Annotated in this window: 17 protein-coding genes and 1 riboswitch; of the genes, 6 read left to right on the forward strand and 11 right to left on the reverse strand. The window is 63.7% G+C overall.

Going from position 1 to position 19,765, the window contains the following annotated elements; genetic code table 11:
* Positions 1-59: 59 nt before the first annotated feature.
* The gene (locus JQ629_RS18325) at positions 60-665 is read right to left on the reverse strand and encodes a 2-hydroxychromene-2-carboxylate isomerase (RefSeq protein ID WP_212413857.1); all 606 of its coding nucleotides are present in this window, start codon (positions 663-665) and stop codon (positions 60-62) included.
* 88 nt (positions 666-753) lie between these two features.
* Complete coding sequence (locus tag JQ629_RS18330) at positions 754-1,359, reverse strand: DUF2239 family protein (protein WP_212413858.1); 606 nt, start codon at positions 1,357-1,359, stop codon at positions 754-756.
* Between the two features lie 135 nt (positions 1,360-1,494).
* Here JQ629_RS18330 and JQ629_RS18335 point away from each other — a divergent pair, with 135 nt between their 5' ends.
* A complete protein-coding gene (locus tag JQ629_RS18335; RefSeq protein WP_212413859.1) occupies positions 1,495-2,160 on the forward strand; it encodes a glutathione S-transferase family protein in 666 nt (221 codons plus the stop codon).
* Positions 2,161-2,254: 94 nt separating this feature from the next.
* Here JQ629_RS18335 and JQ629_RS37540 read toward each other — a convergent pair whose 3' ends face one another.
* The 4 genes from JQ629_RS37540 to ggt form a co-directional block, all read right to left on the reverse strand.
* Positions 2,255-3,115 carry a serine hydrolase domain-containing protein gene (locus tag JQ629_RS37540; protein ID WP_349631284.1) on the reverse strand — a complete coding sequence of 287 codons (861 nt, stop codon included), beginning with the start codon at positions 3,113-3,115 and terminating at the stop codon, positions 2,255-2,257.
* On the reverse strand, positions 3,115-3,627 hold the full coding sequence (locus JQ629_RS37545) for a hypothetical protein (RefSeq protein ID WP_283815942.1): 513 nt from the start codon (positions 3,625-3,627) through the stop codon (positions 3,115-3,117). The genes JQ629_RS37540 and JQ629_RS37545 overlap by 1 nt, the downstream gene beginning before the upstream one ends.
* Positions 3,628-3,658: 31 nt before the next feature.
* A complete protein-coding gene (locus tag JQ629_RS18345; RefSeq protein WP_212413860.1) occupies positions 3,659-4,549 on the reverse strand; it encodes an SDR family oxidoreductase in 891 nt (296 codons plus the stop codon).
* 96 nt (positions 4,550-4,645) lie between these two features.
* Positions 4,646-6,394, reverse strand: coding sequence for a gamma-glutamyltransferase (gene ggt, locus JQ629_RS18350; RefSeq protein WP_212413861.1), 1,749 nt, complete (start codon positions 6,392-6,394; stop codon positions 4,646-4,648).
* A gap of 129 nt (positions 6,395-6,523) precedes the next feature.
* Here ggt and JQ629_RS18355 point away from each other — a divergent pair, with 129 nt between their 5' ends.
* Complete coding sequence (locus JQ629_RS18355; RefSeq protein WP_212413862.1) at positions 6,524-7,912, forward strand: MFS transporter; 1,389 nt, start codon at positions 6,524-6,526, stop codon at positions 7,910-7,912.
* A 176-nt stretch (positions 7,913-8,088) separates the two neighbouring features.
* Here the strand turns inward: JQ629_RS18355 and purH are convergent, their stop codons facing one another.
* From purH to JQ629_RS18370, 3 genes are all read right to left on the reverse strand, one after another.
* On the reverse strand, positions 8,089-9,681 hold the full coding sequence (gene purH / locus JQ629_RS18360; protein ID WP_212413863.1) for a bifunctional phosphoribosylaminoimidazolecarboxamide formyltransferase/IMP cyclohydrolase: 1,593 nt from the start codon (positions 9,679-9,681) through the stop codon (positions 8,089-8,091).
* 19 nt (positions 9,682-9,700) lie between these two features.
* Positions 9,701-9,781, reverse strand: a riboswitch (ZMP/ZTP riboswitch).
* Positions 9,782-9,830: 49 nt separating this feature from the next.
* Positions 9,831-11,585, reverse strand: a complete 1,755-nt coding sequence (locus JQ629_RS18365) for a heparinase II/III family protein (RefSeq protein WP_212413864.1) — start codon at positions 11,583-11,585, stop codon at positions 9,831-9,833.
* A gap of 116 nt (positions 11,586-11,701) precedes the next feature.
* Complete coding sequence (locus tag JQ629_RS18370; protein WP_212413865.1) at positions 11,702-13,048, reverse strand: RsmB/NOP family class I SAM-dependent RNA methyltransferase; 1,347 nt, start codon at positions 13,046-13,048, stop codon at positions 11,702-11,704.
* A gap of 205 nt (positions 13,049-13,253) precedes the next feature.
* Between JQ629_RS18370 and JQ629_RS18375 the strand changes: the two genes are divergently transcribed.
* Both JQ629_RS18375 and JQ629_RS18380 read left to right on the forward strand, forming a co-directional pair.
* A complete protein-coding gene (locus JQ629_RS18375; RefSeq protein ID WP_212413866.1) occupies positions 13,254-13,478 on the forward strand; it encodes a DUF1674 domain-containing protein in 225 nt (74 codons plus the stop codon).
* Between the two features lie 48 nt (positions 13,479-13,526).
* Positions 13,527-14,114 (forward strand): thermonuclease family protein, encoded by a 588-nt coding sequence (locus JQ629_RS18380; RefSeq protein WP_212413867.1) that lies wholly within the window; start codon positions 13,527-13,529, stop codon positions 14,112-14,114.
* Positions 14,115-14,280: 166 nt separating this feature from the next.
* On the opposite strand, the gene JQ629_RS18385 is transcribed toward JQ629_RS18380, so the two are convergent.
* Positions 14,281-14,793 (reverse strand): L,D-transpeptidase, encoded by a 513-nt coding sequence (locus JQ629_RS18385; RefSeq protein WP_212035715.1) that lies wholly within the window; start codon positions 14,791-14,793, stop codon positions 14,281-14,283.
* A gap of 381 nt (positions 14,794-15,174) precedes the next feature.
* Here JQ629_RS18385 and JQ629_RS18390 point away from each other — a divergent pair, with 381 nt between their 5' ends.
* Together JQ629_RS18390 and JQ629_RS18395 are read left to right on the forward strand one after the other, a co-directional pair.
* The gene (locus tag JQ629_RS18390; protein ID WP_212413868.1) at positions 15,175-15,672 is read left to right on the forward strand and encodes a hypothetical protein; all 498 of its coding nucleotides are present in this window, start codon (positions 15,175-15,177) and stop codon (positions 15,670-15,672) included.
* A 58-nt stretch (positions 15,673-15,730) separates the two neighbouring features.
* Positions 15,731-17,452 (forward strand): S8 family serine peptidase, encoded by a 1,722-nt coding sequence (locus JQ629_RS18395; protein WP_212413869.1) that lies wholly within the window; start codon positions 15,731-15,733, stop codon positions 17,450-17,452.
* A gap of 121 nt (positions 17,453-17,573) precedes the next feature.
* Here the strand turns inward: JQ629_RS18395 and acs are convergent, their stop codons facing one another.
* A complete protein-coding gene (gene acs, locus JQ629_RS18400) occupies positions 17,574-19,520 on the reverse strand; it encodes an acetate--CoA ligase (protein ID WP_212413870.1) in 1,947 nt (648 codons plus the stop codon).
* Positions 19,521-19,765 lie beyond the last annotated feature (245 nt).

Genomic DNA, 19,765 nt, shown 5'->3' on the forward strand with positions numbered 1-19,765 from the left:
ATCCATAGTCACTATGCCGCGCTATGGATTGCTTCGCTGCGCTCGCAATGACGGTGAGACTACTTCTTCGAAATCATCTCCTCGACTTCGCGCAACTGCTCCTTGCCGAAGAACATCTCCTTGCCGACAAAGAACGTCGGCGAACCGAATGCACCGCGCTCGACCGCGGCTTGCGTGTTCTCGATCAGCTTTGCCTTTACATCCGCGTCCTGTGAGCGGGCCAGCAGTTTGGCGGCATCGAGGCCGGATGAGGCCAGCGCCTTCGCCGCGACTTCCGGATCGTCCATCTTCTTCGGCTCGACCCACATGTGATGAAACGCAGCTTCGACATACTTCTCGAACACGCCTTCCATTTGTGCGGCGACCGCTGATCGCATCAGGTTCAGCGTATTGACGGGAAAGAATGGATTCCAGGTGTAGGGCTTGACGCCAAAGCGCTTGACGAAGCGTTCGGTCTCGATCGCGTGGAACTCGCGCTTGTTCTTGACGCCGGCGAGCGTCTCGGCCGGCGACTTGTTGTTGGTGGCCTTGAAGATGCCGCCCAGCAGCACCGGAACATATTCGAATTTCGCGCCGGTCCGCTTTTCGATCGCCGGAATCGCCTCATGGCTGAGGAAGGCGTTGGGGCTACCGAAATCGAACAAGAATTGCGGATTGGTGCTCAAGGCGGCCTCCCTCGGATGGTTCTTATATGATCCCTATCATTTCAATCAACCTAGCGGGTCCGATCAGCCGGATCAACCGGACTTCGTCTCAAGCTTCGCGATGAAATGCCGGAACTGCCAGCCTTGCAGCATGGTCCCGCACATCCGCGGGCCATTCGGCGATCAATTGCCCGAAACGTTTGGCGTCGCCCGCGAACAGCGCGCGGATCGCTTCCTCGAAATGCGGCCGGTTGCCGGCCATGGTCGACATGAAACGATAGGCGGCCTCCTGCGCAAGGCGGATGCGATCGCTGCCCTCGTTGTCGCGGCGCGCCTCGTCGACCAGTTTCCGGATTGCGACCGAGGCGCCGCCCTTTTGCTGCGCCAGCCAGTCCCAATGCCGCGGTAACAGCGTGATCTCGCGCGCGACCACGCCGAGTTTCGGGCGGCCGGGACCGCGCGGGGCGGCGAGGGCGGTATCTTCATCCGTGGACGGTGGCTCCGGCAGCGGAATCCGCGCCACGACGTCGTCGACCGAGCCGCGGAAGTCGACATCGACCAGCGCGCTGGTCCTGCCGTTGAAAATCAGGATCGAGGCCTGCGGCTGCCGCCCGAGCGCCTGCCTGGCGGAACGGGCGACCTCGCGCAGATCGCCCGATCCGACGCAGCTGTCTCCTTCAAAAGCGATGTACGCGGCATCTGGTGTGGGATTCACGGCTGTCCCTCGATTCTACCTTGGATATTACCCGGGTAAATTAGGTCTGTCAAAGTCCCATAACCCGCCTTGAAGCCATCTCGACTTTCCCGTGCTCCGCTGGCACCAACGCGGCGGTCAATTTGGGGAGCGGCTATGCTGACGGTGCACCATCTCAACAATTCCCGCTCGCAGCGCGTGCTGTGGCTGCTCGAAGAGCTCGCCGTGCCCCACGAGATCGTGCGCTATCAGCGCCAGGGCGACATGCGCGCGCCGAAAGAGCTGCTCGCCATTCACCCGCTCGGCAAGTCACCCGTGATCACCGACAACGGCAACACCATCGCGGAATCAGGCGCGATCGCCGAATACATCATAGGCACTTATGGCAACGGCAAGCTTATTCCCCCAGCGAATACGCCGGAGCGGCTGCGCTACACCTATTGGCTGCACTATGCGGAAGGATCCGCGATGTCGCCGCTGCTGCTGAAACTGTTGTTCACGCTGATGCCCAAGCGCGCGCCGGCCTTGCTTCGGCCATTGGTGCGCAAGGTCTGCAATACGGCGCTGACCACACTGGTCAATCCGCAGCTCAAGCAGCACATGGATTACTGGGAAGGCGAACTGGCGAAAAGCGAATGGTTCGCCGGCAGCGAATTCTCCGGCGCCGACATCCAGATGAGCTTTCCGCTGGAAGCCGCCGCCGCGCGCGGCGGGCTGGAGGTCGGTCACCCCAAGGCAATGGCGTTCCTCGAACGCATCCACGCCCGTCCGGCCTATGCGCGCGCGCTGGAAAAGGGCGGGCCGTATGTGGTGGGGAGGTGACGCAGTCATTCCGGGATGGTGCGAAGCATCGAACCCGGAATCTCGAGATTCCGGGTCTGGTCCTTCGGACCATCCCGGAATGACGACGTATCAATCACGGCCCCACCACCGCGATCACTTCCTTCACCAACCTGGCGAGCCCGCCGATATCGCCGGTCGGATCGATGCTGTCGCCGAGGCGCACGACGACGAGACGCTGTGACGGCATGATCATAATGCGCTGGCCGAGATCGCCGGCCGCAAAGAACGCGTCGCGGGGAATGCCTGATCGCACGCGGCTCCTGGCGCTTTCATGCTCGCTGCGATTGGTCCAGAACCCGGCGCCGTAGTCGGTGTCGAGGGTCGCCGCGGCCGAGAAATCCACCCAGTCCTCGTGCAGCAGGCGCTTGCCGCCGACAACGCCGTCATTGACAAACAGCAGTCCGAACCGTGCCCAGTCCCGCGCGCTCGCCAGCATGTTGGTCGATCCCTGCAGCGTGCCTGTCGCGTCGAATTCCAGCGTGACGTTGCGCATGCCGAGTGGATTGAACAATTCGCGCCACGCAAACGCCAGGCTCTGCTCCGGTCCGCCGGCGGCATCGCGAATGATCCGCGCCAATAGCTGCGTCGTCGGGCTGGAATAGGCCCAGCGCGTGCCCGGCGGCGCGACAAGCGCAGCCTTGACCGCGAAGCCGGCCATGTCGTCCCGCAGATAGACCATCTCACTGAAGCTGCTGGTTTCGTCGAGCGCCAGCCCGGTGGTCATGCGCAGCAAATGCTCGACCTCGATCTCGCGCCTGAGATCGCCGCGCCATTCCGGTATTGGCGCGGGCATCGAGGGCGTGACAAGCCCTTGCTGGGTCAGCACCCCGATCAAGGCATTGATCACCGACTTGGTCATGGAAAAGCTGAGCAGCGGCGTGTTGACGCCGATGCCGCTGGCGTAGCGCTCGGCGATCACTTTGCCGTCGTGCACTACGACGACAGCCTTGGTGCGCCGGAACGGCGGTTCGGCCGAGACTCCTCGAAGGCGTGATCGAGCGCGGCGGTCAATGCGGGATTGGCCGGCGCCACGACATCGGGGCCGGCAATCTCGCCGAGCAGCGGCGGCGATTTCGGTACCTTCAAGGCGTCAATGTCGCTCCTGAGGATATACGGCTCCTTCGTTCCGTGCCGCAGCACGCAGCCGAGCGCTTCATGATAGACAGCGCGGCTGCCGAACATCCACGCCGCCGACGCATCAACACTCATCGCGGTGCGATCAACGTGGAATCGTAGCGCCGTGCGCAGGCGGCGCAGGCCGGGACGCTCGATGGTTTCCGAAAACACCGTTTGCGGATCGAGGCCGGAGACGAAGGTCTTGGCGCAGACATTGTGCGCCACCAAGCCGGTGGCGATGCGGATCGTGCGATCGGGACGGAGGATGATGCAAGCCGTCGCCGACACGGTCAGCAGCAACGCGACAGCGGTCCAACTTCGCCAGCCCACACGCCTCTCCGCTATCAGTCAGTTTTCAGCGCTACGGTTTCGCGGCGCCAACCGAAGGCAGCGCCTGCACGGTGACGCCGGGTGGCGGGACGTCGTCATCGGGGACGAAGAAGTCCGGCATCAGAGGTACTGACTTGTCGACGCGGTAAGGCTCGAAGTCGCGCACGCCGCTGGCGTAGAGTACCTTGTCGTCGATGCAGAACTGCCCGGTGAATTCGCGGGAGGGTTTGGTGAAGATGACGTAGGCGGCATCGCCCATGATTTCGGGCGTGCGGCTGGCGCGCATCATGGCGTCGCCGCCGAGGAGATTGCCGACCGCGGCGGTCGCGATCGTAGTGCGCGGCCACAGCGCGTTGACGGCGACGCCTGCGGATTTCAATTCACCCGACAGCCCGAGCACGCACATGCTCATGCCGAATTTGGCCATCGTGTAGGCGGTGGAATGCTCGAACCATTTCGTCTTCATGTCGAGCGGCGGCGACAGCATCAGGATGTGCGGGTTGGAAGCCATTTTCAGATGCGGGATACAATATTTCGACACCAGGAAGGTGCCTCGCGTATTGATGCCCATCATCAGGTCGAACCGCTTCATGTCGGTCATCTGCGAATTGGTCAGGCTGATGGCGCTGGCATTGTTGACGCAGATGTCGATGCCGCCGAACTCGGCGACGGTCTTTTCAATCGCCGCGGTTACCTGCGCTTCGTCGCGGATGTCGCACAGCACCGGCAGCGCCTTGCCGCCGGCGGCGCGAACCTCGTCGGCGGCAGTGTAGATCGTGCCCTTGAGCTTCGGGTGCGGCTCCGCGGTTTTCGCCGCGATGGCGACATTGGCGCCGTCACGCGCGGCGCGCAGCGCAATCGCCAGCCCGATGCCGCGGCTGCCACCGGATACGAACAGCGTCTTGCCTTTGAGGGATGTCATGGGACGACTCCATTATCGACGCACAGTTATTCCGATAACCACGAAACAGAACAATCCTACGCCGATGGCACGATCAGGCAAATCGGCAATCGATCCCTACTGCCCCGCCGCTTCCGCGCCGCGGGTGCGCGGATCGGGTGCGCCGAGCAGGCCGGTAGCCGTCACGGCGATGGAGTTTGCCGAGGTCTGGCCGAGCGGCACGATCACCTGATGCCCTTTGGCCTTCAGCGCGTCGAGTGTCTCTTGTGGAAAGCCGCGTTCCGCCCGCACTTCGTCGGGCATCCATTGATGGTGCACGCGCGGCGCGGCGACGGCGGCCGCAACATCCATCTTGTAATCCAGCGCGTTCACGACGACCTGCAACACTGCCGAAATGATACGGCTGCCGCCTGGCGTTCCCGTCACCAGCACCGGCTTGCCGTCCTTCAGCACGATGGTCGGCGACATCGACGAGAGCGGCCGCTTGCCGGGGCCGGGCAGATTGGCCTCAAAACCCACCAGCCCGAAGGCGTTGGAGGCGCCGGGCGCGGCGGTGAAATCGTCGAGCTCGTTGTTGAGCAGGACGCCGGTGCCGTCGGCGATCAGGCCGACGCCATAGGGGAAGTTCAGGGTGTAGGTATTGCTGACGGCGTTGCCACTGGAGTCGACAACCGAATAATGCGTGGTGTTGCTGCCCTCGCGTTGCGGGGTAATCTTCAAGGCATCGGCCGACGGCGTTGCGCGTTCCGGATCGATGCTGGCGCGTTGCCTCGCCGCATAATCCTTGGCGAGCAGGACTTGCATCGGCGCGTTGACGAAATCGGGATCGCCGAGATAGCGGGCGCGGTCGGCATAGGCGCGCTTCATCGCCTCGATCATGACATGCAACGAGGGCGCCGAGCCCTGCTTCATGTCGGACATCGGAAATCCTTCGAGGATGTTCAGCGTTTCCAGCAACACCGTGCCGCCCGACGACGGCAGCGGCATCGAGACGATGTCGTAGCCGCGATAATTGCCGCGCACCGGCGCGCGGAGCAGCGCCTGATATGATTTCAGATCGTCTGATGTCATGATGCCGCCGGCATTGCTCACCGCCTTCGCCAGCTTTTCGGCGACCGGTCCTTCATAGAAGCCGCGCGGGCCCTGTTCGGCGATCGCGGTCAGCGTGGCCGCCAGATCAGGCTGGATCAGCCGGTCGCCGTCACGCAGCGGCTCACCATCGGCACGCGAGAAAGATTTTGCGGAATTCGGCCAGCGCGCCATCCGGCGATACATGTCGGAGAGTGTGTCGGCCATGTCGTCGGCGACAATAAAGCCGTCGCGCGCCAGTTCGATCGATGGCTGGATGATTTGTGCGAGGGTGAATTTGCCGGAGCCGTATTTTTCCAGCGCCAGCGCCAGGCCCGCCACGGTGCCGGGCACGCCGATGCCGAGCGCCGAATTGCGCGATTTGTCGGTGTCGGGTTTGCCGTCGGCGCCGAGATACATGTCGCGGGTGGCAGCGGATGGCGCGGTCTCGCGATAATCGATCGCGACATCTTCGTTGCGCTCGGCGGAATGAATCACCATAAAGCCGCCGCCACCGATATTGCCGGCGCGCGGATAGGTCACCGCGAGTGCAAAGCCGGTCGCAACCGCGGCATCGACCGCGTTGCCGCCCTGCCGCAGGATGTCGGCGCCGATACGGGCCGCGAGTTTTTCCTGCGCCACCACCATGCCGTGTTCGGCGGATACGGCGCGAACCGTGGCAAGGTCCGGCGGTGTATAGAGGCGGCGTTGCTCCTGCGCATAGGCCGTTGTGCCTGACGCAACGACGAGCGTGATGGTCACCAGCGCGCTACGCCACTTATTCGTGCAGAAAATCATCCAAAATCCGCCGCAGTTGGAGCCGGTGTGATGCCTGGCAATAGCACACGCATGATAATCGCATGCTATATGGGTTCGAATTCGACGGGCAAAACGCCTTGTCGTGATCGATGAAGGAAATTCCAGGGTATGACGGTGATTGCTCCTCAGGCATCTGGCGCTGATACTTCAAGAAAATATCCGCCCCGCGCCGCCGTCGTCAGCTGGATCTTCTTCGACTGGGCCGCGCAGCCTTACTTCACGCTGATCACCACCTTCGTGTTCGCGCCGTATTTCGCAGGCTTCGTCGCGCCGGATCCGGCGACCGGGCAGGCGCTGTGGGGATTTGCTACCGCAGCCGCAGGCCTGATGATTGCGCTGATGTCGCCGATACTGGGCGCGATTGCCGACGCCAGCGGCCGTCGCAAGCCGTGGATCGCAGGATTCGGCTTGTTGCTGGTGATCGGCTCCAGCCTGATGTGGTTCGGAAAGCCCGGCGATCCCAGCATTATCCCGACACTGCTGCTGTGTTATGCGATCGCAAGTGTCGGCGTCGAATTCGCCATCGTCTTCAACAACGCGATGATGCCGACCCTGGTGCCGCCGGACAAGATCGGACGGCTGTCCGGCACCGGCTGGGCCACCGGCTATGTCGGCGGTATCCTCAGCCTGATCCTGGTGCTTGGTTTTCTCGCCGCCAATCCGCAGACCGGACGCACGCTGTTCGGGTTCATGCCGCTGTTCGGCCTCGACCCGGTGACGCATGCGGGCGACCGCATCACCGGACCGCTGACCGCGCTGTGGTTCATGCTGTTCACGCTGCCGATGTTTTTGCTGACGCCGGACTATCCGGCAAAGCTTCCGATGCGCGCGGCGTTGCGCGAAGGTTTGAGCGAGCTGAAGCAGACGCTGCGCGAATTGCCGAAGCAGAAATCGCTGGCGACATTCCTGCTCGCCAACATGATCTATACCGATGGATTGGTCTCGCTGTTCGCCTTCGGCGGCATCTATGCGGCGGGCACGTTCGGCTGGCACACGATCCAGATCGGTACCTTCGGCATTGTCGCGGCGATCGCGGGCGTGTTAGGGGCGTGGCTCGGCGGCAAGCTCGATGATCGCGTGGGGCCGAAGCGCGTGATCGCGATCAGCCTCCTGGTGCTGCTGCTGGCGCTCGCCGCCATCCTGTTGGTCGACAAGGATTCGATCCTGTTCGTGAAGGTGGCGCCCCCCGTGCCCGGCGAACCGCTGTTCTCGGGTGCGGCCGAGCGCGCCTATCTCATCCTCGGATGCCTGATCGGCGGCGCCGGCGGTCCGCTGCAGGCGGCGTCGCGCACGCTGCTGATTCGCCTCGCGCCGCAAGATCGCATCGCGCAATGTTTCGGGCTGTTCGCGCTGACCGGAAAGGTCACCTCGTTCGTCGGACCGCTGCTGATCGGCGTTGTTACGGCGGTGACTGCGAGTCAGAAGGCCGGCATGGCGCTGCTGGTGGTGTTCTTTGTTGTGGGGCTGGTGCTGCTGTTGCGGGTGCGGCAGGAGTGAAGTTGCCGCGCTCTCTCAACACGTCGTCCCGGACAAGCGAAGCGCGATCCGGGACCCATACGCCGCAGCCTATCGGTGAGAACGCCGACGTTAGAGACTTTCTGCAACAACTACCGCCGCGGCGTATGGGTCCCGGCCTTCGCCGGGACGACAGCAAGGGGCCGGGACGACAGTAACTAATGCCGGAAATGCCGCACGCCGGTGAACACCATGGCGATGCCGTGGTCGTCGGCGGCCTTGATCACCTCGTCGTCGCGCATCGAGCCGCCGGGTTGAATCACAGCGGTGGCGCCGGCTTCGATGCAGGCCAGCATGCCGTCGGCGAACGGAAAGAACGCGTCTGACGCGACCACGGAACCCTTGGTCAGCGGTTCGGCGAGCTTCAGTTCAGCCGCCGCGTCCAGCGCCTTGCGGGCGGCGATGCGCGCGGAATCGACCCGGCTCATCTGGCCCGCGCCGATGCCGACGGTGGCGAGATCCCTGGCGTAAATGATCGTGTTGGACTTGACGTGCTTGGCGACCCGGAAGGCGAATTTGAGATCGCGCAGTTCGGCGTCCGTGGGCGCGCGCTTGGTTGCGACCTTCAGCGCCATGTCCTCGATCACGGCGTTGTCGCGGCTTTGCACCAACAGACCGCCAGACACGGTTTTGGCGGTGAGGCCCGGCTTGCGCGGATCGGGCAGGCCGCCGACCAGCAACAGCCGCAGATTCTTCTTTGCGGCGACGACAGCGATGGCTTCCTCTGTCGCGTCCGGCGCGATGATGACCTCGGTAAAGATTTCGGTGATGGCGCGCGCAGCGTCGGCGTCGAGCGTGCGGTTGACTGCGACGATGCCGCCGAATGCCGACGTCGAATCGCAGGCCAGTGCCCTTTTGTAAGCGCCGAGCAGATCGCTGCCCTCGGCAACGCCGCAGGGGTTGGCATGCTTGACGATGACGCAGGCCGCGGTGCGGGCCGGGTCGAACTCGGCGACGCATTCATAGGCAGCATCGGTATCGTTGATGTTGTTGTACGACAGTTCCTTGCCCTGGAGCTGGCGCAAGGTCGAAACGCCGGGCCGCTTGTCGGGCGTCGCGTAGAACGCCGCGGTCTGGTGCGGGTTCTCGCCGTAGCGCAGCGACTGGATCAGCTTGCCGCCAAAGGCGCGAAAATCCGGCGCGTCGTCTTTCAGCTGAAGCGCGAACCAGTTCGAGATCGCAGCGTCATAGGCGGCGGTGCGGGCGTAGGCTTTTGCCGCGAGGCGGCGGCGCAACTTCAATGACGTCGCGCCGTTGTTGGCGGCGATCTCGTCGAGCACGGATTGATAGTCGCTGGCTTCGACGACGACAGCGACATCGTCATGGTTCTTCGCCGCGGCGCGGATCATCGCCGGACCGCCGATGTCGATGTTCTCGATGCAATCTTCGTAGCCGGCGCCTTTGTCGACGGTCGCCTCGAACGGATAGAGGTTGACCACCAGCAGATCGATCGGCGCGATGCCGTGCGCCTGCATCGCATCAGTGTGTTCCTTGTTGTCGCGGATCGCGAGCAGGCCGCCATGCACCTTCGGATGCAGCGTCTTGACCCGGCCGTCCATCATTTCGGGAAAGCCGGTGAGGTCGGACACATCGCTGACCTTCAGCCCCGCGGCCGCGATCGCCTTGGCGGTGCCGCCGGTGGAGACGAGATCGACGCCGTGGCCTGCAAGCGCGCGGGCGAATTCGATCAGGCCGGTTTTGTCGGAAACGGACAACAGAGCGCGGGTGACGCGGCGGGGATGGTCAGTCATGGGCAAGATCCTCGGTTAAAGGGGGTGCCCAGGCGCGCGGCAGCTAGTCCCGCGCTTCCCGATGGTACTCCATCCAAGGTCGCCAGTCGCGCGAGCAGGGCTCGGTTAGCAGTTTTCGGCGAGTTTCACAACGGCAGGATCGGCTGTTTCTACAACGGCAATTCCGGCTCGCGCCTGGCGTTGCGCCTTGCGTTGGTGGCCGCGGCCGAGGTCGAGGAGCGCACAAAATTCCAGCGGATCGAGGTGGCCTGCCGCGAATCCTGCCGGATCACGATCTGGGCGGTGCGGCGGGGGCCGTCATTGCCGGCCAGGAAAACGCTGTCCTCGAGATCGACCTTGTCGTCGAGCGCCTCGAAGGTCCAGACGTCGCGGTTGGGCAGCACCAGCATGACGCCGCGGGCGTCGGAAAGCCGGCTCGCCTTCACGGACGGGTGCAGATGAAACCGCAAGGCAAAGTCGGTCCCGCTGCCCTTGAAGCGCGAGCCCGGCGCCGGCGACAGCGTATCCTCGCCGTCGAGCCGCGCGCCGTCAGGCGCTATCATCAGCACGCGGCGGTGCACGACGCCAAATCGCGGCAGATAGCCGTCATGCGATGTGGTCAGCATATCGCCGTTCTCCACAGATTCGCGATAGCTCTCCACATTGGCCGGGCCGCTGGTCACCGGCGCCCCCTGCAACAGCCGCTTCATCGCCGATATCTCGACGAACTGGCACGACGACGTCTCGTGATAGGTCAGGGTCGAATGCGCCGCGGTGCTGCGCGCAAAGGCGCGCCAATTGTCGCGGCCGGTCGAGGGCATGCCGCAATTGACGACGATCCGGCTCGGCCCGGAGGACAATTCGAACGCCAGGCAGCCGGCATGCGCGTCCTGGCTGATGTTCGGCGGCGGCGGCGCGCCGGTGTCCATGATGACGGTTGTGGTGCCGGCATCGAGGCGCTGAAAGCCGGTATGCGGCATGTGCGCCATCGGCACGCCGTGGGTGTCGTCATAGGCCAGCAGCGTCGCCACCAGATCGTTCGGCGCGTTGCTCATGCCGTTGAACAGCGCAAAGGCGCCGTCGCCATGGCGGAAGAAGCGCAGCATCGGCATCATGCGGTCGATCGCGTTGAGCAGCGCCGGCGGCGGCGCGATGTTTCGAGCAGCAAACGTCTGGCGCAGCGGCAGCATGTCGCTGAGGAGTTCGACCAGCGCGCCGGGATTGCGCGAGATGTGCCCGCCGTCGGGCAGGATCTGCCGCTGCAATTCGTCGGACAGCCGCCGGCTCGCGGAGCGGATATGTTTTGCCTGGTTGGCGAGGCACAGCGAGGCGTAGCAAAGCGCGATCAGCACCTGCACCCGCGGCACGCCGTCGGCGATGTCGAGCATGGTGTAGCGCAGATAGCGGATCTCGCGGGTCAGCCCGCGCAGATATTTGCGATAGAACTTGCCGTCGGTATCGCCGAGCACCAGCGGGGCCTGCGACAACAGCGAGATGACGCGGCGCGCCAGCACATCGGCGCGGCGCTCGAGCGGCCGCTTGCGGCCGGGATTCGAAATCCAGTCGTCGACCAGCGAACGGGCGTTGGCGCGGGTCAGCGCGGTATCGGCCGCGCGCAGATGGCGCAGCCAGCCGAAGCCGAGCAGCGCCACTTCCCAATCTTCCGACGGCGGTTCGAGATCGAAGATCGAGCGGCCGTGGCAGGTCACGATCTTGCCGGCGAACACAAAACGGCCGGCGTAGATTTCGGCGGCGCGGGTGGCGTCGGCGGTGCGCAGATCATGCGGCGCGATGATCAGCCGGTCGGCGCGGCCCGGCCACAGCCGCGACAGCCCGACGGTGCTGCCGCTGGCGCGCGCCATCACGCCCCGCGCAAAGCGGCTCGCGACCAGCGTCGTAATGCGTCTGCGTTGAGCGACCGACACGCCTAACCTTGATGGGAGGAGATCTTGTGGCGAATCCTTTTAATCCGGAAACGCGCCCAAGACACCATCTTGAAAGTGCGCGAATCACCCGAAGGTCGCGAAATTCCGGTGCAAAATCAGGATTTAACCAGCCGCGCGGCGTAAAATCCATCCAGCCCGCCAAGCCGCGGGTCGTCGTGGGGCAGATGGCAGGGCAGGGTACGCAAATCGCCGTCCGCGGTTACGATCTCGGCAAGGCCTGCGACTTCGCCGGCGTCGACCGGCGCGCGGCGCACGCCTGATTCGGTCGCGAGCAGCGCCGCCACCGCCTGCTCGCCTTCTTCCGGTTCCAGCGAACAGGTGCAATAGACCAGCGTCCCGCCCGGCTTGAGCAGAGCGACCGCCTTTTTCAGCAACCGGATCTGCAACGCGCTCAGCGCGGCGATGTCGGTTTCCTGGCGCAGCCAGGCCACATCGGGGTGGCGCCGGATGGTGCCGGTCGAGGTGCAGGGCGCATCGACCAGCACGCCGTCGAACGTGCCGTCGCCGCCGGGCCATTCGGCGCCATCGGCCACGACGTCATTGGCCTGCAGCGACAGCCGCGAAAGATTGTCGCGCAGCCGCGTCATCCGCGGCGCCGAACGATCGACCGCGGTGACGCGTGCGCCGCCTTGCGCGAGCTGGGCGGTCTTGCCCCCGGGCGCGGCGCAGAGATCGACGATGCTCTTGCCGTTGAGGTCGCCGAACAGCCGCGCCGGCAGTGCGGCGGCGGCGTCCTGTACCCACCACTGGCCTTCGGTGAAACCGGGCAGCATCGTCACGGAACCCTGCAACAAGGTGCGCACCGTCCCGGTCGGCAGCGTTTCGCCGTGCAGGCGGGTCGCCCATTGCGGCGCGTCCGACTTCACGGTGATGTCGAGCGACGGTTCATGGCCGATCGCAATTGCCATCTCGCGCGCGGTGGTCTCGCCATAGGCCGCGATCCAGCGCGTCAGCAGCCACGGCGGAATGTCCAGCGTCTGCGCCTTGACTTCGTCGATAAGCGGCTGGCCTTCGCGCGCACAACGCCGCAGCACGGCATTGACGAGCCCGGCATACTTCGCGGCGCGTCGGTCGGATTGCACCAGCCGCACTGAAAGGTCGACGGCGGCATGATCGGGCACGTCCATCCAGAGAATCTGCGCAGCGCCGATCAACAGCGCGCTTTGCGCGCGCGGCGCGTCGGTCGGAACGCCGCGGTCGAGCAGGCGCGACAACAAATGACCGAGCGTGCCGAGCCGCCGCAGGATCGTTGCAACCAGCCGCCGCATCAGCGCGCGGTCGCGATCGGCGAGCGATTTCAATCCGGGATGGGCGCCGGCGCCGTCGAGCTGCTCGTCGAGGGTGCGGTGCTTGTGCAGCACGCCGTCGAGAATGTCGGCCGCTATACGCCGCGCCGCGAGACCGGGAACTTCGGCAGGAACTGCGAATCTTGAAGGGGGCATGGAGAAGGAATATCTCGGAAGGTGCTGAACAGGGTTTCGGCGCATGCCATCGAAGTGAAGAACTTGGAAATGAAAAACTCGTTTGGCATGCGAATATGCCAAATGTAAGAATCGCTGCGCGGGTTTCACGATTGTGATGCCGGCATTGCGGTCATCCGTTTGCTAATGAGATGGGCCGCAGGAAAGTTTTGCCGGAAATTTCGCCATGACCGACGATCCCCGATCACCGTCTGCAGCTCTTCCCGGCGCCGCCCCCGGCAAGCCGCTGACGCCGGCCGCCCAGCGCGCGCTCGCCGAGGCCGAAGCACGCCGGAAAGCCGCCGAGGCCAACACCGCTCAACCGGCGCAAAAGGAATTGCAGGGTCCGAAGGGGCCCGAACCCACCCGTTACGGCGACTGGGAGCGCAAAGGCATCGCCTCGGACTTTTGAGGCGATGGGCCTTGCCGGAATAGCCGACTCAGTCCAGACTCTGGGAATATGTACCCATTTGAGAGAATAAATACTTATCGGGCGCCGCGCCGGAGTCCCTGGCGGCGCTGGTTCTCGGCGGCGCTACCCTGGGTCTTCGTACTCGGGGTCGCCGCGGGGACGATGCTGCCTCTGCGGCATTGGGTGCATTGGCCGTTTCCGCCTGCGGCTGACAGCCAGGCGGCGCGCGACGCCGAGATGATCTGGAAGAGCGCCGGCCGTCCCGATGTGCGTCACGCCGTCGACGTGATCCGGACCGTCGACGGCGACACGTTCGAGGCACGGGTGCATTTGCCTGACGGCCTTGCGCTGAACACACGGGTCCGCCTGCGCGGCATCGACACGCCGGAGCTGAAAGCGTCCTGTCCGCAGGAATTGCAGATGGCGGAAGCTGCGAGCGATGCGCTGCGCGGCCTGCTCCGCGAAGGCGCGGTCACGATCTCGAATATCGGGCCGGACAAGTATGGCGGCCGGGTATTGGCCGACGTGGCGACGAGGAAGACCACCAGCGTCACGGCTGCGTTACTGGCCGGTGGTCATGGGCGCAGGTACAGCGGCGGTCATCGCAACGGCTGGTGCGCGAACGCTGGCAAGTGAGGGAACAAGTAAAAGAAAAAGCCGCGCTGTTGCGCGGCTGATTTTTTCCACTTGTCATTCCGTGATGGTCCGAAGGACTAGACCTCAGGTGCGCAATTGCGCACCGGGGAATCTCGAGATTCCGGGTTCGATGCTTCGCATCGCCCCGGAATGACGGAGACTGATATCAGCGCGTCACCGTCACCTGCGTGCCGACCGAGACGCGCTGGTACAAATCGGTGATGTCAGCGTTGAGCATGCGGATGCAGCCATAGGAGACAAAACCGCCGACCGAGCCCGGCGCGTTGGTGCCGTGGATGGCGTATTCGCCGCCGGCCAGCGTCATCGCCGCGACGCCCATCGGGTTGCTCGGCGAACCGCCGGGAATGACGTTGGGCATGTTCGGCTTGTCGCGCTTCACTTCGGCGGGCGGCGACCATGCCGGGTTCTGATACTTGCCATCGATGCGGGTGGTGCCTTCCCACTGCTTGCCGGCGCGGCCGACGCCGACCGGATAGCGCACGGCGCGGCCCTGATCGAGAATGAGATAGAGGCGGCGCTCGCCGGTCTTCACGACGATCGTACCCGGCGTGTAATCGCCGCGGACGCCGACGATCTCCGGGCGCGCTTCTGCCGCCGACGACATCAAAATGCTCGCACCGATGGTGGCAGCCAGCGCCACCGCAATCCTCATCGACATCAATTTCTCCCGCCCACTCGCCCCCGTCAGGGGGTCCTCAAATGCCAACGCAAACCTATCAGAAATAGTGGTTTGCCGTCTCACCCACGCATTTTTAACCGCGTGTCTTAACCGGATGGTTTCCAAGCCGGCCGTGAGACCCGTTTCGATGGCGGAACAAAAGGAAATGTTCGAATTAAAGTAAATGACTTGAAAACAACACTCGTCCGGAAACGTCCCGGGCAGCGGTCGCCGCCCTGACGATTGCGTGAGGGGCACAGGGTGGGCAGGCAAAGTCGGGCAATTCGGGAGGCTGTCGGCGCCTATATAGTCCCCGACGCGCGCGGATTGCGCAACGATAGGTTTTGCAATGTGCTACCTTGGCGGCTGAAGGGAAATCGCATGGCCACTGAAAATTCGCGCGTTCCCGCAGGCGGCGTCGTCGTCATCGGGGCACTCTCCAAGGCAACGCAAGATCGTCTGGAAAAGGCTGCCGACGGCAAGCTTGCCAAGGTCGCGGATTCGCCCCCGACCCACGTTGTCGAAACCAGCGGCAGCGATCTGCGCAAATTGTCCGAGCGCATCAACAAGGTGGTCGGGATGGAAGGCATCGTTGCACCGATGCTCGCCGACGGCGAAGGTAACCGGTTATTGCCCACAGGCACGATGCAGGTGCGTTTCAAGAGCCCGCCATCGGACGACCTGCTGGCCGATTTCGCCGAGCGTCATAAGATCGAACTTGCGCAGCGCAACAAATGGTCCCCCCAGCAGGCGGAATTCGCGGTGCGTACGGATGACGTGCGTTACTTTCCGGATGTCGCTGCCGAATTGGAGAAGGACCAGACGGTCATGAGCGCGTGGCCGGACGTCCGTGCTGCGTTCCGCCGCGAAAAGGCGTGACTATCTCCAGTCGTAGACTATAATCCCCTCAATCGCTGGGCGCAAAGAGGGGCGGCTCATGAAACTGCGATTTGGCAAAGGCGAGTGGCTTAACCTGGAGCCCGTTCCACTGGAGTCGCACGTCGAGCATGGCGTCACGAGCTTTGCGCTCGCCGGGCCGATGCGAACGAAGTCTCCGGTGGCGCGGGCCGCCGCCAGTCGGGCAGCGGTGGTTGCGTCTCGGGTAACGACGCAAACCTTTCAGAAGGTTGTCTCACCCTTTGCCTCGCCCGCGGAACGCGCCACCGCCGGAATGGATAAGGTCGAGACGGCGGTATTTCGCGACCCTGCCGGTGCCCTGAGGGTGGTCTATCGTGAAGTCGTGATTCGATATGCGCCACAGACGTCGCGAAACCAAAAAAATTCTGTGCTCGACAAGTTCGGGCTGAAAATAAGGGACGCCAATCCGTTTCAAGAAGATCAGATCATTGCGTTTGATCCGAAGCGGAAATACGTCGCCGAGCGAATGATCGATCTGGCGAACGAACTGACCGAGACGGAGGAAGTTCTGTTCGCGTTCCCGAATTTCGTATCCGAGTTCAGGCGCAGCCTCGTCGCGCCTCAGCCGGTCACGGCCCAGTGGCACCTGTCAGTGGTCGCGGCCCGGCGGGCGTGGGGCAGTACCCAGGGCGCTGGAATCACTGTGGCCGTTCTGGACGATGGCGTCGATGTCGACCATCCGAATTTGAAGCGGAATATCAAACGCAATCCCGATCCGTCGGAACCGCGCGATGTTGTCGGACGCGATTTTTTTGTCGGCGACGATGCGCCCGATCACTTCGATCCACGGCCAAAACGTTTTCGCACGCCCTTCGACCAGATGCCGGGCAACGACATTCATGGGACATGCTGTGCCGGCGTGGTGGCTGCCGGCGGGACCGCAGGCGTCTTCGGCGTCGCGCCAAAGGCGAAAATTCTCCCGGTAAAAATCTTCCATGCCGACGATCTGGCGACGGAATCGCGCGTCGCCAACGCCATCCGCTATGCGTCGCGCTTCGCTGACATTCTGTCGTGTTCCTGGTCCGGGCCAGCATCGCCCGATATCGAATTTGCACTGCAGGAGGCCGGCGCCGGCCGAGGCGGCAAGGGCTGCGCAGTATTTTGCGCCACCGGCAACGACGCCGCTAATGCGGTCGGTTTTCCTGCACGATCGGCCTCGTCGATTGGCGTCGGGGCATCGACCGATGCGGAAATCCTGGCCGATTATTCCAATCGCGGCCCGCAGGTCTCGGTGGTGGCGCCTTCCAGCGGGGGCGCCAAGGGAATCTTCACAACCGATGTCAGTGTTGCTGGCCGCGGTTTCAATGTCGGCGATGCGGCAGCCGGCGGCGCCGATGGGCTAAATACCAACAGCTTTGGCGGTACATCATCGGCGACACCATTGACGGCGGGGATCGCAGCGCTTGTCCTGGCTGCCAATCCTAACCTTAGCCGGGACGAACTTCGCTCGATCCTGGAACGGACGTCAAAAAAAATAGGTCCGGCGTCGGCTTACAACGCGCAAGGTCACAGCAACCAATTCGGCTTTGGACGGGTAGACGCCGCAGCGGCCGTCGCTGAAGCCTTCAAAGCGGCAGTCGCCGCTAATGTCACGGGCGTTTCCGTGCCAAAAAACGCCCGTCGGAAAAAAGCCAAGAAGAGCAAGAAGGCCGTTGGAGCCAGCAAGACTCACAAAAAGAAAACCCCGGCTAAGCGAAAAGCCAAGGTTGCGAAAAAAGCGGCCTCGCGCCGCCGCCCGTAAGCATGGCCGCAAGCCTAGGTTTGATTCGCCGGGCCTTTGAGCGCGATCGGTTCGGAAAGCGGTATTGCTTTGCTGAATTGCGGTCTGGCGCCTCGTGGTTGAAACGCGCGAAAGTTTGCCCTCACGCGCCCTTCTTGTTCTGCCGGTTATGCACGAGATCGTCGACCACAGCGGGATCGGCCAGCGTCGAGGTGTCGCCGAGGGTTGACGGTTCGTCCTCGGCGATCTTGCGCAGGATGCGGCGCATGATCTTGCCGGAGCGCGTCTTCGGCAGACCCGGAGCGAACTGGATTAAATCCGGCGAGGCGATCGGACCGATGTCCTTGCGGACCCACGCCACCAGTTCCTTGCGCAGCGCTTCGGTCGGCTCCTTGCCGGTCATCAGCGTCACATAGGCATAGATGCCCTGGCCCTTGATGTCGTGGGGATAGCCAACCACGGCGGCTTCCGAGACCGCCTCATGCGCCACCAGCGAGCTTTCGACTTCGGCGGTACCCATGCGATGGCCTGATACGTTGATGACGTCGTCGACGCGGCCGGTGATCCAGTAATAGCCGTCGGCGTCGCGGCGGCAGCCGTCGCCGGTGAAGTACTTGTTCTTGTAGGTCGAGAAATAGGTCTGCTCGAAGCGGGCGTGGTCGCCATAGACCGTGCGCATCTGGCCCGGCCAGGACTTGGCGATGCAGAGATTGCCGCTGGTTTCGCCGTCCAGCACCTTGCCGTCGGCATCGACGATCTCGGGCACCACGCCGAAGAACGGCCGCGTCGCCGAACCCGGCTTGAGTTTTGTCGCGCCCGGCAGCGGCGTGATCAAAATGCCGCCGGTCTCGGTCTGCCACCAGGTGTCGACGATCGGGCAACGCTCGTCGCCGACCACGCGGTGATACCATTCCCAGGCTTCCGGATTGATCGGCTCGCCGACCGAGCCGAGCAGACGCAGGCTCTTGCGCGAGGTTTTCTTCACCGGCTCGTCGCCGCCCTGCATCAGCGCACGGATCGCGGTCGGGGCGGTGTAGAAGATGTTGACCTTGTGCTTGTCGATGACGTTCCAGAACCGCGAATTGTCCGGATAGTTCGGCACGCCTTCGAACATCAGCGTGGTCGCGCCGTTCGCCAGCGGCCCATAGAGGATGTAGCTGTGGCCGGTGACCCAGCCGACGTCGGCGGTGCACCAGTAGATGTCGCCGTCGTGATAGTCGAACACGTATTGATGCGTCATCGACGCGAAGACGAGATAGCCGCCCGAAGTGTGCAGCACGCCCTTGGGCTGGCCGGTGGAGCCTGATGTATAGAGGATGAACAGCGGATCTTCCGCGTGCATCGGCTCGCACGGGCATTCCGTCGTCACCATCTTGGCGGCTTCGTGATACCAGAAGTCGCGGGTCGGGTTCATGTCGACGGCGCCGCCGGTGCGCTTGACCACGACGACCCAGTCGACGCCGCCGCTCTTGGCAATCGCGGCATCGACATTGGCCTTCAGCGGCACCTTCTTGCCGCCGCGCAGGCCTTCGTCGGCGGTGATGACGACCTTGGATTGGCAATCGGTGATGCGCTGGGCGAGGCTGTCAGGCGAGAAACCGCCGAACACCACCGAATGAATGGCGCCGATCCGCGCGCAGGCCAGCATCGCATACGCCGCTTCCGGGATCATCGGCAGGTAGATGGTGACGCGGTCGCCCTTCTTCACGTTCCTGGTGCGCAGGATGTTGGCCATCTTGCAGACTTCGTCGTGCAGCTGGCGGTAGGTGATGTGTTTGGACTCGTTGGGATCGTCGCCTTCCCAGATGATCGCGGTCTGGTCGCCGCGCTTGTCGAGATGGCGGTCGATGCAGTTCCAGGCGACGTTCAGGACGCCGTCCTCGAACCATTTGATCGAAATATTGCCGGGCGCGAAGGAGGCGTTCTCGACCTTGTGGAACGGCTTGATCCAGCCGATCCGCTTGCCCTGTTCGGCCCAGAAGGCATTGGGGTCGGCGACCGATCTTGCGTACATCTCGCGATACTTGGCGTCGTCGATCAAAGCGCGCTTCGACCAGTCTGCCGACACGTCGTAAATCTTCTCGGACATCTTCCCCTCCGCTGATTGCGAGCCCTACCCGTAAGCGGTCGCAAGCCGTCTTGATTATTACGATGATTAGGCGTCGCAGGGGGCCCGGACAAGGCGGAAACATCTGCGACCTTGGTCGGTTCCCGCGCTTCCGCAGTGCCCCGGCCGGCCCGGTCCGGCCATCACTTTCGCGTTTTGGGCCGACCAAAAATCAACGGTATCGCGCGAATGGCTCCCATGACCGGTATCTAATAACCGGCAATCGC

It is taken from the genome of Bradyrhizobium sp. AUGA SZCCT0222, from assembly GCF_018130205.1.
Taxonomy (GTDB): Bacteria; Pseudomonadota; Alphaproteobacteria; order Rhizobiales; family Xanthobacteraceae; genus Bradyrhizobium.